This window comes from Marinobacter sp. SS13-12, from assembly GCF_030227115.1.
Taxonomy (GTDB): domain Bacteria; phylum Pseudomonadota; class Gammaproteobacteria; order Pseudomonadales; family Oleiphilaceae; genus Marinobacter.
This window is the reverse complement of record NZ_JASSUA010000001.1, coordinates 859,014-871,429: the sequence shown is the minus strand read 5'-3', so window position 1 is coordinate 871,429 and position 12,416 is coordinate 859,014. Positions and strand designations below refer to the sequence as shown.

The 12,416-nt window shown below is 58.4% G+C and carries 13 protein-coding genes; 4 read left to right on the top strand and 9 right to left on the bottom strand.

Annotation, left to right across the window (positions count from 1 at the left end):
• Positions 1–50 precede the first annotated feature (50 nt).
• Positions 51–1,361, top strand: a complete 1,311-nt coding sequence (locus QPL94_RS03980) for a DUF3422 family protein (RefSeq protein ID WP_285355672.1) — start codon at positions 51–53, stop codon at positions 1,359–1,361.
• Between the two features lie 11 nt (positions 1,362–1,372).
• Here QPL94_RS03980 and QPL94_RS03975 read toward each other — a convergent pair whose 3' ends face one another.
• The gene (locus QPL94_RS03975) at positions 1,373–2,161 is read right to left on the bottom strand and encodes an ATP-binding protein (protein WP_285355671.1); all 789 of its coding nucleotides are present in this window, start codon (positions 2,159–2,161) and stop codon (positions 1,373–1,375) included.
• Between the two features lie 90 nt (positions 2,162–2,251).
• Between QPL94_RS03975 and QPL94_RS03970 the strand changes: the two genes are divergently transcribed.
• Positions 2,252–2,692 carry a methylglyoxal synthase gene (locus tag QPL94_RS03970; protein ID WP_285355670.1) on the top strand — a complete coding sequence of 147 codons (441 nt, stop codon included), beginning with the start codon at positions 2,252–2,254 and terminating at the stop codon, positions 2,690–2,692.
• Here QPL94_RS03970 and QPL94_RS03965 read toward each other — a convergent pair.
• On the bottom strand, positions 2,685–3,410 hold the full coding sequence (locus QPL94_RS03965) for a polyamine aminopropyltransferase (RefSeq protein ID WP_285355669.1): 726 nt from the start codon (positions 3,408–3,410) through the stop codon (positions 2,685–2,687). The genes QPL94_RS03970 and QPL94_RS03965 overlap by 8 nt on opposite strands.
• 144 nt (positions 3,411–3,554) lie before the next feature.
• Here QPL94_RS03965 and QPL94_RS03960 point away from each other — a divergent pair, with 144 nt between their 5' ends.
• Both QPL94_RS03960 and cysK read left to right on the top strand, forming a co-directional pair.
• Positions 3,555–6,476, top strand: coding sequence for a transporter substrate-binding domain-containing diguanylate cyclase (locus QPL94_RS03960; protein ID WP_285355667.1), 2,922 nt, complete (start codon positions 3,555–3,557; stop codon positions 6,474–6,476).
• Between the two features lie 67 nt (positions 6,477–6,543).
• Positions 6,544–7,515 (top strand): cysteine synthase A, encoded by a 972-nt coding sequence (cysK, locus tag QPL94_RS03955; RefSeq protein ID WP_285355666.1) that lies wholly within the window; start codon positions 6,544–6,546, stop codon positions 7,513–7,515.
• Between the two features lie 46 nt (positions 7,516–7,561).
• Here the strand turns inward: cysK and QPL94_RS03950 are convergent, their stop codons facing one another.
• From QPL94_RS03950 to QPL94_RS03920, 7 genes are all read right to left on the bottom strand, one after another.
• Complete coding sequence (locus tag QPL94_RS03950) at positions 7,562–8,140, bottom strand: outer membrane protein (protein WP_285355665.1); 579 nt, start codon at positions 8,138–8,140, stop codon at positions 7,562–7,564.
• A gap of 148 nt (positions 8,141–8,288) precedes the next feature.
• The gene (locus QPL94_RS03945) at positions 8,289–8,576 is read right to left on the bottom strand and encodes a hypothetical protein (protein ID WP_285355664.1); all 288 of its coding nucleotides are present in this window, start codon (positions 8,574–8,576) and stop codon (positions 8,289–8,291) included.
• Entirely contained in the window at positions 8,573–9,481 is a 909-nt protein-coding gene (locus QPL94_RS03940; protein WP_285355662.1) for an esterase/lipase family protein, read from the bottom strand. The genes QPL94_RS03945 and QPL94_RS03940 overlap by 4 nt, the downstream gene beginning before the upstream one ends.
• A gap of 104 nt (positions 9,482–9,585) precedes the next feature.
• Positions 9,586–10,824, bottom strand: a complete 1,239-nt coding sequence (locus QPL94_RS03935; protein WP_285355661.1) for a glycerophosphodiester phosphodiesterase family protein — start codon at positions 10,822–10,824, stop codon at positions 9,586–9,588.
• Between the two features lie 71 nt (positions 10,825–10,895).
• The gene (locus tag QPL94_RS03930; RefSeq protein ID WP_285355659.1) at positions 10,896–11,393 is read right to left on the bottom strand and encodes a hypothetical protein; all 498 of its coding nucleotides are present in this window, start codon (positions 11,391–11,393) and stop codon (positions 10,896–10,898) included.
• A gap of 2 nt (positions 11,394–11,395) precedes the next feature.
• Complete coding sequence (locus QPL94_RS03925; RefSeq protein ID WP_285355657.1) at positions 11,396–11,719, bottom strand: ElaB/YgaM/YqjD family protein; 324 nt, start codon at positions 11,717–11,719, stop codon at positions 11,396–11,398.
• 250 nt (positions 11,720–11,969) lie between these two features.
• The gene (locus QPL94_RS03920) at positions 11,970–12,413 is read right to left on the bottom strand and encodes a DUF4124 domain-containing protein (protein WP_285355656.1); all 444 of its coding nucleotides are present in this window, start codon (positions 12,411–12,413) and stop codon (positions 11,970–11,972) included.
• Positions 12,414–12,416 lie beyond the last annotated feature (3 nt).

Here is a 12,416-nt window from a genome sequence, read left to right as displayed (position 1 = left end):
CCCTGACAGTACAGCAATCGTCGGCCCTATCGCCGTCAGAGGAATGAACCTTGAACCTCCCGCTTGACCAGCTTGATCTGCATCCCCTGAGAGCAGAGCTCTACAACGAACTCCACTCCCGGCCGTTCCACGTTCTGCCCTGCCCGGCGCAGGTCACCCATATTGCCCTGCTTACCACGCCAGCACAGCGGGCAGCCCAGTTCCGGCACTGGCAGGACCTTCATATCATGCTGGGGGTGCCCGAGCCGGTGGAAGATGTGAGCTGCTACGAGGCTACCTTTGGCTCCCTGCGTATCCGGCGTGAAATGCATATGGAGTTCGCGTCCTACACCTTTATCAACCTGGGTGCCGGTAACGATCACCAGCCCTTCCATGACACCGGCATCTCGCCATTGCCCAAAGGCTGGCTTGAAAAACTCACCGGCACCGTGGTGGCGGCCTTTCATATCGACTTGCAGCAAGCGGGCGAAGGCACGGAAACCGATCTGGCACAAATCCGCCACTGGTTCGAGGGTGAGCGGCTGGTGGGCAGCAGCCCCTGGGAGGGCAAGGCCCGGGTATGGGGAACCTTCAGGCTCCACAGCGATGGCTTCGGCCGCTTCATGGTGCTCAACCGTGACATGTCAGACAGCCAGCTGGGCCGTCTGACCCAGCGCCTGATGGAAATAGAGACCTATCGTCTGATGTCCTTGCTGGCACTGCCGCTGGCCCGGGAAACCACACCCTCACTGAACGACATGGACCAGCAACTGGCGGTTATTACCCAGTCCCTGGCTGATAACCGGGACATTGACGAGCGCGAGGTACTGGCGGACCTGACCAATATCGCAGCGCGGATCGAGGCCTTCCGCGCCCACTTCACCTTTCGCTTTTCCGCCACCCGCGCCTATCACCAACTGGTGCTGACACGACTGGAAGAATTGCGGGAAGACGAACTGTCCGGGCACCTCACCATCACCGAGTTCATGACCCGTCGGCTGACGCCCGCCGTGGAAACCTGCGAATCGGTCAGGGACCGACTGGAAGACCTGTCCCGCCGGGTGGACCGGGCATCGGATATGGTACGTACACGGGTTGAACTCGCTATCCAGAGCCAGAACCAACAGCTGTTAAGTTCCATGGACCGGCGCTCCAAAATCCAGCTGATGATGCAGCATACCGTGGAGGGGCTGTCCGTGGTGGCCATCAGCTATTACCTGATCGGGCTACTGAAACTGGCACTGGACTCCGCCCACGATGCGGGTCTGGATTTCAATAAATCGCTGGTGCTTGGCATTGCCATACCGGTAGTGATGGCCCTGGTGTTCTTCGGCATCCGGCTGTTGCATCACCGCTTTATAAAGCTCGCCCGACGACAGTAGCAGACAGACCGCTAACGACCGAAGCCGTCGGTGTCCCCTGCAAACTGCCGGTAGAATTGTTGCGCGGTGCGGCCATTGCGGGCACCCCGGCTGGTGGCGAAACGGATGGCCTCCCGGTGCAGGGATTCCCTGTCGCCCACCTGGGGAAACAGCGCATCAATCGCCTGCAGGTACACGTCCTGGGGGAACCCGTAGAACGACAGTTGCAGGCCAAACCGGTCCGCCAGGGACACCTGCTCTTCAATGGCTTCGGCCGGGTGCAGTTCGCCGCCACGCATCTCACTCTTGACGTTATCGTCCATGAATTCAGGCATCAGGTGGCGGCGGTTGGAAGTGGCATACACCCGCACGTTCTCTGGCGGTAATTCCAGCGAGCCTTCCAGCACACTTTTCAGGGCCTTGTAGCCGGACTCACCCACCTCGAAGGACAGATCGTCGCAGAAAATCACGAATCGCCACGACAACTCGGCAATGTCGTCGACAATTTCCGGCAGGTTCACCAGGTCGTCCTTGTCCACCTCGATCATGCGCAGCCCCTGGCCCTGGTAGCGGTTCAGCAGCGCCTTGATCAGCGATGACTTGCCGGTACCCCGGGCGCCCCAGAGCAGGGCGTTGTTGGAGGGCTCGCCCGCGAGGAAGCGTTCGGTATTACGGGCCAGTGCTTCCTGTTGTCGGCCGATGCCGGTCAGCTCGCTCCAACCCACCGGATCCAGCCGCCGGATGGCCCGCAACCCCTGGCGATGGCGGCGCCAAACGGCGGCGGGCGTCTCTGCCCAGTCAATGGATTGATCTGTCGCCATAACACTTATTTCCTGTTCCGCGTCTATCGTGAATATGAAACACTGGAGTCCGATACCGGACACTACCCCCAACAGGAGACCTTACCGCAAATGGCCGTCAAATCCGTCGCCCTCGTCGCCCACGACAACAAGAAGAGAGAACTGGTGGACTGGGTATCCGAAAACCGCACTCGCTTCGCCGCCCTTCGTCTTTATGCCTCCGGCACCACAGGCCGGCTGCTGAAAGAGGACCTGGGGAGGGACGATATTGTGTGCCTGCTCAGCGGCCCGCTGGGAGGCGACCAGCAGATAGGCGCCAAGATCGCGGAAGGGGAAATCGACCTGCTGGTGTTCTTCTGGGACCCGCTGGAACCCCAGCCCCATGACCCGGATATCAAGGCCCTGCTGCGCATCGCGGCGCTGTGGAATATTCCCGTGGCCTGCAATCGTGCCACCGCCGAGTTCATATTGACGTCCGCCTATATGACCGATGACCAGCACCAGCCGAAAAAGCCGGATTTCTCAAGCTACACCGGTCGCCCGGTTAACTGATCGGCTTTCTGGCCAGGAACACGGTGTTGGACGACTCCCGGTTCTGGAACGGGTTGTAGAAAGACACCACCTTCGCGTCCACATCGGTAAACAGCGTACTCAGGACCTTCATGAAGGCCTCATCGGGCGGCTCGTTGGACCACATGGCAAAGACGCCGCCGGGCCGCAGGTGCGTCGCCATCCGGCCCAGGCCTTCTGCGCTGTAGAAACTGGCGTTGGAATCGTTCAGCAGAGCCCTGGGGGAATGGTCGATGTCCAGCAGAATGGCGTCGAAGACCTTGCCTGGCGCCTCGGGGTCAAAACCGGCGCCGGACACTGCCAGGTCAAAGAAACTGCCCAGCACATAGCGACAACGCGGGTCCTCATTCAACACCTTGCCCAAAGGCACTTTCTCCTGCTGGTGCCAGTGGATCACCGTATCCAGGGCATCCACAACGAGCAGTTCGCTCACCCGCTCATACTTCAGAGCCGCTTCCGCGGTGTACCCCAGTCCGAGGCCGCCAACCACTACCCGGAGCGCGTCGCCCTCCACTGCGTTCAGGCCCAGGTCCGCCAGTGCCACTTCCGCATCCACAAACATGCTGGACATGAGGAATTCATCACCCAGTTTCACCTCGTAGATATCGCGGTTACCCAGCGCGGGAATACGGCGCCGACGGAGGGTGATGTCCCCCAGTGCTGATGGCTGACTGTCGATCTGTTCAAACAAAAGGCCCATGATATTCCCTGCACACTACTGACGAGGCCTTATCCTATCACCGCGGGTCGCGGATCGCAGGCAGGAAACCAACTTTTCGTTGGGAAAAACAGCCACGGACAACTACACTCTGGACTCAGCCAACACAGACGTGTGAACCACTCAATGAGCGCTGGAATCGCCTGGCAAAGGCCGTCTCTGAACACTTTGTTCTATGCCGTTTATGCTTTACTGGTGCTCACTTTCCTGTCGTTTCCCGCCTGGTCAGCCGCCAGTCAGAACGTATTCGTAGGCATCGTTTCCGACAACAAGCCCTACTCCAATATGGAGGGGCGCAGCCCCTCCGGTTTCTCCATCGACGTTCTCCGGGAGGTGGCCCACAACGCCGGCCTGACCCTGGAATTTCGCGCTGGCACCTGGCCGGAAATCTACGGGGCCTTCCTGCGCGGTGACATTGATATAATCGAAGGCATCTCCTACCGCGAAGAGCGGGCCAAAACGGTTCAGTTCACCGAGCCCTACCACATTCGCCAGACCTACGTGATGCATGATCCGGCGAACCCGCTGACGGATGTCAGTTCCCTGAAAGCACTCGCCACTGCCCGCATCGGGGTTGTCGGGGACATCTATTACCGTGACGCTCTCACCGAAGCCGGCATTGAGCTCTACACCTACGATTCCATTCCCAGACTGGTACGGGCCCTCGCCTTCGGCTGGGTGGACGGTATCATCGGGCCGGAACTGACGCTGGAATACTACGCCAACCAGGCCGGCTTCAGGTTCCTGGACATCGCCGGTCCCGCACCCCTGGGGGAGCTGGCCCGGGAAGACTTACGTCTTGGCGTTCTGAAAGGGAACGATGAGCTGTTTGAGGTAATCAGGGACGGACTGAACGCCGTTCCCGAAGCCCGCATTACCGAACTGTTTGAGCGCTGGCAGGAATACGGCGGCGCCGGCATTGCCGAGTCACAGGGATTCCGTCTCAGCGATGCACGCCAGCGCTATATCAGTGAAATTGGCCCGGTCAGGGTTGGCTTCATGCCGGACTACGCTCCTTTCAGTTTTCAGGATGCAGGAACCCTGCAGGGTCTGAGCATTGATACGGTGAACCGGATATCCGATCTCACCGGCCTGCATGTTGTGCCTGTGGTCGGGCAATGGTCCGAGCTGTACCCGATGTTCCTGGCGGGTGAAATCGACGTCATGGCCAATATGTCGAGAACCGCTGAACGACTGAAGAGCACACGGTTTACCCGTCCGTACCATATCATCCCTAACGTTGCCTTTACCCTGGATGAAAGCCTCACGTTCAATACCCCCGCCGACCTGGAAGGGCTCAAGGTGGCCATCGGCGCGGGTATCTACTACGAAAGCGTCTTCCGCGAGCAGCTGGGCGACAACGTCTTTTCGTTCACCTCCCAGCGCGCCATGTTCCGGGCACTGGCCGAGAAATCCGTGGATGTCGCCCTGGCAGCCTTGCCCAACGGCAACTATTGGGTCAGGGAATTACGGATTGCCGGCGTGACCATCGCCGGGGAAATCGAGCTTGATGGCACCTCCGGCGAAGATCTCCGTTTTGGTGTTCGGCCTGCGCTTGAGCCGCTCGCTTCCATTATGGATGCAGCACTGGCCGCCATCAGCCCGACAGAAATGCGAACCATTGAAAACCGCTGGCTCGGTGCTTCTGATAATCGCCGCTTACCGCCTGCCGAAGGGCCCCTGACCTTCAGCGATGCCGAAAATGCCTGGCTGGCAGCGCGCGACCGGCAATTGACGCTTTGCGTTGATCCTGACTGGCTGCCACTGGAAGCGCTCAATGACGACAACCAACACATCGGGACGTCAGCCGACATCTTCGCCCTGTTCTCTGAGCGCTCAGGCATTGAGTTCACTGCCCTTCCCGCGGACACCTGGGCTGACGCCATCGAGGCAGCTAAGAAGCGTGAATGCGACCTTTTCTCCATGGCCATGGAGACACCGGAACGGCTCGAGTACATGAGCTTCACGGAACCCTATATCCAGGTTCCAAGTGTGCTGTTGGGCCGGGTGGAGGCGCCGTTTATCAATACACTGAACGATATGGGAGACCGGCCGATCGGTATCGTGGAGGATTACGCCTTCATGGAACTGCTGAAAACAACACACCCGAATCTCAACCTGGTTCAAGTCCGCAACGAAAAAGAAGGGCTGCGCATGGTTCAGGAGCGGGAGCTGGCGGGCTATGTCGGCACCCTGTCCACCGCCAGCCATAACATGCAGGAACTGGGTCTGGCCGACCTGAAAGTTCTCGGGAGAGTCCCCGCGGACTGGTCCCTTGCCGTGGCCACCCGAAATGACGAACCTGAACTGCTCAGCATCATGCAAAAGCTGGTCGCCAGCCTGACAGCGGAGGAGCGCAAAGCCATCGAGCAGCAATGGGCCGGCATCAGGCTGGAGCAAACGGTGGATTACACCCTGGTTTTCCAGTTAGTCATCGCTGCCATAGTGATCCTGGGCCTGCTGTTTTACTGGAATCGCAAACTCAACCGGCTGAACAGGGAACTCGCTGCTGCCAATGAGCGCCTTGCTTACCTCAGTGTCACCGACGACCTGACCCAGATTGGCAACCGCAGCTATTTTGACCAGGAATTCAGCAAAAGCTTTCACTGGTGCCAGCGACACCAGGCGGGGTTTGCGGTTGCCATGGTGGACGCTGATCATTTCAAGACCATTAACGATACCTATGGCCACGCCGCCGGTGACAAGTGCCTTGTGGCACTGGCCGATACCATGCGCGATCATTTCCGCCGCGACACCGACCGCCTCACCCGGTTCGGCGGTGAGGAATTCGTGATTTTTACCAGCTTCAGCGACCGCGACGAGCTGATTTCGCGCCTGGAGAGTTTCCGCGAAGCCCTGGCCGAACAGACGTCCACCTGCAACGACCAACAGATCTGTTTTACCGTCAGCATTGGCCTGGCCACTGGTACTCCCCGCAAGGATACCTCGCCGGCGGAATTCCTTCGCCTGGCCGACAAAGCGCTCTATATTGCCAAACAGAACGGCCGCAACCGGCTGGAAGCCCTGACTATCGAGGACAGCGATTAACTGGCATCCAGGTCGGGCCACGTGATGCTATCCTTTGCGATACTCACGACGCAAAAAGGAGACCACCATGGCCAAGATTTACCAGGATAACTCTCTGTCGATCGGCAACACACCGCTGGTGGCGCTTAACCGGGTTAACGAAGGCGCTACCATCTGGGCCAAGATTGAAGGTCGCAACCCGGCCTACTCGGTAAAATGCCGGATTGGCGCCGCCATGATCTGGGATGCTGAAAAACGCGGTGTCCTCAAGCCCGGCATGACCATCGTTGAACCCACCAGTGGCAATACCGGCATCGCCCTGGCCTTTGTCGCAGCGGCGCGAGGCTATAAGCTGCTGCTGACCATGCCTTCCTCAATGAGCCTGGAGCGGCGGAAGGTACTGAAGGCTTTGGGGGCAGAGCTGGTGCTGACGGAACCACCCAAGGGCATGAAGGGTGCAATCGCCAAAGCCGAGGAAATTGTTGCCGAAGACCCGGACCAGCACTTTATGCCGCAGCAATTCGAGAATCCGGCAAACCCCCGGATTCACGAGGACACCACCGGCCCGGAAATCTGGAACGACACCGATGGCGCCGTTGATATCTTTGTATCCGGTGTTGGTACCGGCGGCACCCTGACCGGCGTTGTCCGCTACATCCGCAACACCCGGGGTAAAGCCATAACCACCGTTGCTGTGGAACCGGAAGACTCACCCATCATCACCCAGTCCCTTGGCGGTCAGGACCTGACGCCTGCACCCCACAAGATTCAAGGCATTGGCGCAGGCTTCATTCCGGGCAACCTGGACATGGATCTGGTGGACCGGGTGGAAACCGTCAGTAATCAGGAGGCGATGGACATGGCGCACCGGCTGATGCAGGAAGAAGGTATTCTGTGCGGAATTTCCTGCGGTGCAGCGGTTGTCGCGGCGGTAAGGATTGGCAAGCTGCCGGAATTCAAGGGCAAGAATATCGTGGTGGTCCTGCCGGACTCCGCAGAGCGTTACCTGTCATCCGCCTTGTTTACAGACCGATTCGGCGAGCTGGAAAACGTGCAGTAATGAGCGGGCTCCGGGGCGTATTGCCCCGGGCCATTACGCTCGCACATCAGAACTGGAAACGCATACCAACGCGGCCGGTATCAAAGTCCGGCCCATCGTTAGTGACCTGACCATTGAAATCGTCCTCGTCAATATCAACGTTGTAGCGGTTATATTCTGCGAATGCCGTCAGTTTCTCGGTGACCCGGAAATCAACACCGGCGCCCACGAACGGATTGACCTCATCGTAGGTCTCACTTTCATCGAACGCATCGACATCAAACGACGATGCAAACGCACCCGCCTTGGCGTAGACACCAAAGGTATCCGTCAGCGGCAACCGTCCACGCAAGCCGAGCGATGTTCCCTTCAACTTGCCATCGACGTCGTCATCGCCGAAGTTGCCAAAATCAATGTATTCCGCCTCCACGGCGAAGAACTCGTTGAACTGGTAACCCAGCCCCACGCCAAACAGGTCATTCTCATCATCGAACTCGCCGCCATGTGACTTGTAGCCACCGTAACTACCACTGACATAGACACCGGAACTGTCCCTGTCGGTATTGTCCTGTGCCCAGACAACCGGCGCCACCAGCATGGCCGAGGTCAGAACGGTTACACATGCAAAACCGGATTTGTAACTCATAGCATCCATCCTTCTGAGTTCAGTCATTGATAAGTTCCCAATGGTTTAACCGGTAAAGCTTCGTACCGATTACCTGATCTCAGGCTACCTACAAACAGGCAGGATGTGCATTAAATGCGCAATACGGTCTGTTCACATATGTTTCATGCTATTTAATGTCAGATTCACAACTTTTCGTGACATTTGCCCGCCTGGCCAATCCGCCCAGGCCACTGGCGGCTAGCGATACACTGCGGTACGACAGACGGGAAATGCCGTGATGGATCGTGCGAATGCCATCACTCCAGGGCCTGGTCACCGGCACCTGCCGCAGAAGGTTGAACGTTTCGTCCGCAATGCCCAGATGCACCCGTTCGAGCTTGCGTGCACCATGATCGATACCACTGGCGGCCACATCGGCAACCCCGGCCCACCAGTTGAGATCCTGCTTGTTCATAACAACCACCTCCTCAGTTGGTCAGCGACATCGGGATGATGAGCCAGGCGGATATGGTCTACACCTGGAAAGCTGGCTTCACCAGTGAGTGTCCAGCCTTTGCGCTCGCGGCCGCGGGCACTGGATTCCTGTACCAGCGCATCACCGAACAGCGCATTCACCGGATGTGCACGGGTACGCGCCAGCAAACCACAGACAACGTAATGTCGGGCACCTGGCAGCAAAGGCGGCTCGCCATCTTCGCTGCTCAACACTTCGCCGCGGGACAGGTTGCGAATACCCTCGCTGCGCAGATCTATCACTTCGCCCAGCACCCGCAAATAGTCCCTCGGCGCCTTATTCATCCGGTCAGCCGTCGCCATCGCACCCCTTGCCAGCCAGGAGCCATCGTGGGGGGAGCCGACGTAGACGCAGTCCCTGAGCTGTTCCACCCAGTGATGACCATGGCGTTGACCAAAGTGGCTGGCACTGCGAATCAGCAACCCGCCCATGCTGTGCCCGATCAGGATTATCCGCTCAACGGGCACGGGCCAGTGGCTGACCAGGGTATCAAGCATGTCGGCGAGCGTTTCTCCGTTGTGGCAGATAGACCGACCGCTATTGTACCGGAGGGTAAGCGGTGTAATGTCGCTGTTCTCAGCCGCTAGCAGCGAGCCGTAATGAGCCCCATCCCGGCCCGGGATAGCCCATACCGACTCCAGTTCCATCAGGCCGTGAATCGACAGGCACAACGTGGAGCCAGGGTTCTCCAGATCAGGAGAGCCCGGATTAACCGGCTCATGCCCATGGAAAAACGTCATGGGCATCGCCAGGGGGTTATTGCGCGCCTCAAGCCAGTCCCCGAAAAACCCGCTGAGAATGGCTGAGGCATGTCTTTGCCATGCCGGGCTGGTATCTGTATCCATGCACAACCGTTACCGTCTGATGATGTAACCACCAGTCTACTCTGAAAAGCGCTTTAACGATTGGCTGAATTTCCACCAGATTCCGGCTGCGAGGCAACCGCTGTCTAATGGCCCCGACCTGCGAATCCCATGCAGTTGGCATAGTAGGTGGTGGTCGCCGGCCAGTCGGAGAAGATGCCGATGACCCCGACCTCCCGCGCCAGCACGTCAATGACCTTGAACACGTCACCGTCGTTATTGATGGCATCGGTTATGGTCTGGTGATACCAGCCACCGCCATCAGCCAGCGGGCCGCTGCGTTCAACCGTCCAGGCAATCAGGTCCAGCCCAGCGGCCCTGGCATTTTCCGCATACTCCGACGGCACGATTTGCTGATGGCCATCCAGGGTCAGCATCTTCCACAGCGCCGGTGCCAGGACATTCACCCCTTGTGCGGACAGGCTCTCCATCCACGCCAGGGACGAGTTTTCCGCCGTCATCGGCTGCTGGTCCAGGAACACGGCCTGCTTTCCAAACCGGGGCATATCACTGATCCAGAACAGCACATCGTCCAGCAGGAACGATTGCGGCCAGACATCCCTCGGGTTTACACCAGCATCGATGTAGTCCTGGATCATCTGGCGGGCATAATCCTGCTGGCTGTAATCTCCTTCGAACGGCATCTCTACCACCGGTGTTTTCAGCTCCGGAGTGAACTTCACACCCAGCGCCTTGAACAGCTCGATACTTTCCTGATGGGTCAACAGGGTGCCGCGACTGCTGTACAGGTCAGTACGCCAGTCCGCCGTTCCCCCCAGGTATTCTTCGGGCGTCGTCGCCATGGGGTTGAACGCGTCCATCTTGCCCTCCAGGGACTTGAACTCCTCCAGCGTAATATCGCTGGTGCGGCATTCTGCCTGAGCCTCGGTGCCGCTTTGCGGATCCGCCGGCACAAATGGCTGTGTGCACTTGGCGTTCAGTTCCGGAATGGTCACGATATTGGTGGTGGTGTGAAGATCGTTCTGGGCATGGCGGCAGACCAGTTCCCGGTCCCTGGTGAAGGCGACATCGCACTCCAGGATACCGGCTCCCATCTGAGCGGCCGCCACGTAGGATTCCAGTGTGTGTTCCGGAAACTGCAAGGGCGCACCCCGGTGCCCTATCGAGAAATCCGTAGGTCTGGGTTTTCTGGCATGGCAGGACTGCAAAGCGTCTTTGAGTGGCCCCTCATCCATGTCCTGCACCAGCCAGAACGGCCTGGGCCCGAGATGCACCTCGCCCTTGCCTTGCCCACCCGGGCTGGCATTGGCGACGGAGACCAATGACATCAGCAATGCCATAACCAGCAACGTGCGTAACTTCATAACAAGCTCCCTGTGCGATGAATGAAACTGCACAGCCATTATCAATGGGGCGGGTTACGTTGTGGTGACGATCAGGTGACTGGCGCGCCCGTGTTGCTGGCAGGTGCGTCCGATGTTTCCTGCCCTCGGGCCTGTTCAGCTTCCGCTTCTTTCATCAGCACCATGCCGCCCTGCAACAGCAGCGACTTCAGGCGCGGGTCGCTCTGCTCCACCACGCCAAGAGTGAACGCCGCAGCAACGGCTTCCAGGGGATTATTGCGGACAAGCTCCCTGATCGTGTCAATCGGTGACGCAGACTGTTCTTTGCCTCCATGAGCAGACTTCTTCGAGGCAACCGGACGGGTCATCCGATAGAAAAACAGAGCCAGTAACAACAGACAGGACAAACCCGTCACCGCCAAAGCACCGGCCTCACCCAGCGTGGGGGACAACGCCAGTGTGGCGGCATTAACGAGCAGGTAAAAACCGGTAATCAACAGGGCGACCAGCAGCACCAGAGCCAACATGAATCCGATAATGGCTGCGACTGCCTTGCGCAGGACGCCCTGTAGCCAGGCTGAATCAGGCATTATCAGCGGTCCAGCAACCGACCGACAAGTAGCCCGGCGAGGAACATGATAATAATGCTGAGGAATGGCCGCTCCTCAATTTTGTGCTCGACATCATCGACGGCCTTGCTGCCGGCATCACGGGCACGATGGATGGCCTCATCCCCCCGCTGCTTCACCTGGTCAAAGGCCTCGCGGCTTTCCCGGCGAATTTCGTCACGGAGACTGCTGATATTGCTCTTTTGCCCTTCGGCCACGTTTTTGGTGAGTTGGGAGAGATCCTCGCGGAGCTTCTGAAGATCCGCTTTGACCTGTTCATAATCGTTCTGGTTGGATTTCGCTTCCATTTGTTGCCTCCTTGTCAGTAAAACATACTGCTATTTCGGCTTTTGGTAACGATAAGAACTATTGACTGAATTCCTGAAAAATAAAGCCTGATTATTTCCCGACCGCATTCAGGAACCATGGAATGGTAAAAAATGACCATGGTTATTATTAATGTAGCACACGGAACCGGACCTGGTGGGCTAACGTGACGTTCACTCGATTGAACGTGGCGGTTCAGTGCCTGCCCGGCTCATTATTCCAGTCCCGCTATCAGCCACCACATTCGCTCTGAACCCTGGCCCGAAACTCACGACGAAGGCGCTCGTTTTCTTCATCGTCGACGAAAACGCGCTCACCTTCGCTGTTGAGCCGGTAAATCCCCGAGACACTCTTGAGAAATTTCAATCGCGCCCGGAGGGCCTGGCAACGGGCGGCATGCTTAGTGGCCTTTGCCTGCTGTTCGGCCTCAGCCTTGTTACGCTCAGCACGCTCCTGCTCAGTCTGTTCCAGAAACTCGTTCATCCGCTGTTTGCGTTGACGAACGGCCTCGTCCGGGGACGGGGTAGTGGCCTTCAGGGTCACTTCGTCTGCGGCAGTGTTCGCCGGTGGCCGGTCACCGAAATGGGTCTGGCCATTCTCATCGACCCAGCGGTAAGTGCCGGCCTGGGCGATGGGGGTGATCAGCAAACAAACGAGTATCAGCAGTCCATTCATTGG

What these genes read in the sequence shown, in the direction of transcription:
- cysK (WP_285355666.1), top strand. Translation starts at nt 6,544, where the DNA reads ATGGCCAAGATTTACCAGGATAACTCTCTGTCGATCGGCAACACACCG.
- QPL94_RS03970 (WP_285355670.1), top strand. Translation starts at nt 2,252, where the DNA reads ATGGCCGTCAAATCCGTCGCCCTCGTCGCCCACGACAACAAGAAGAGA.
- QPL94_RS03965 (WP_285355669.1), bottom strand. Translation starts at nt 3,410, where the DNA reads ATGGGCCTTTTGTTTGAACAGATCGACAGTCAGCCATCAGCACTGGGG.
- QPL94_RS03960 (WP_285355667.1), top strand. Translation starts at nt 3,555, where the DNA reads ATGAGCGCTGGAATCGCCTGGCAAAGGCCGTCTCTGAACACTTTGTTC.
- QPL94_RS03945 (WP_285355664.1), bottom strand. Translation starts at nt 8,576, where the DNA reads ATGAACAAGCAGGATCTCAACTGGTGGGCCGGGGTTGCCGATGTGGCC.
- QPL94_RS03925 (WP_285355657.1), bottom strand. Translation starts at nt 11,719, where the DNA reads ATGGAAGCGAAATCCAACCAGAACGATTATGAACAGGTCAAAGCGGAT.
- QPL94_RS03935 (WP_285355661.1), bottom strand. Translation starts at nt 10,824, where the DNA reads ATGAAGTTACGCACGTTGCTGGTTATGGCATTGCTGATGTCATTGGTC.
- QPL94_RS03940 (WP_285355662.1), bottom strand. Translation starts at nt 9,481, where the DNA reads ATGGATACAGATACCAGCCCGGCATGGCAAAGACATGCCTCAGCCATT.
- QPL94_RS03975 (WP_285355671.1), bottom strand. Translation starts at nt 2,161, where the DNA reads ATGGCGACAGATCAATCCATTGACTGGGCAGAGACGCCCGCCGCCGTT.
- QPL94_RS03930 (WP_285355659.1), bottom strand. Translation starts at nt 11,393, where the DNA reads ATGCCTGATTCAGCCTGGCTACAGGGCGTCCTGCGCAAGGCAGTCGCA.
- QPL94_RS03950 (WP_285355665.1), bottom strand. Translation starts at nt 8,140, where the DNA reads ATGAGTTACAAATCCGGTTTTGCATGTGTAACCGTTCTGACCTCGGCC.
- QPL94_RS03920 (WP_285355656.1), bottom strand. Translation starts at nt 12,413, where the DNA reads ATGAATGGACTGCTGATACTCGTTTGTTTGCTGATCACCCCCATCGCC.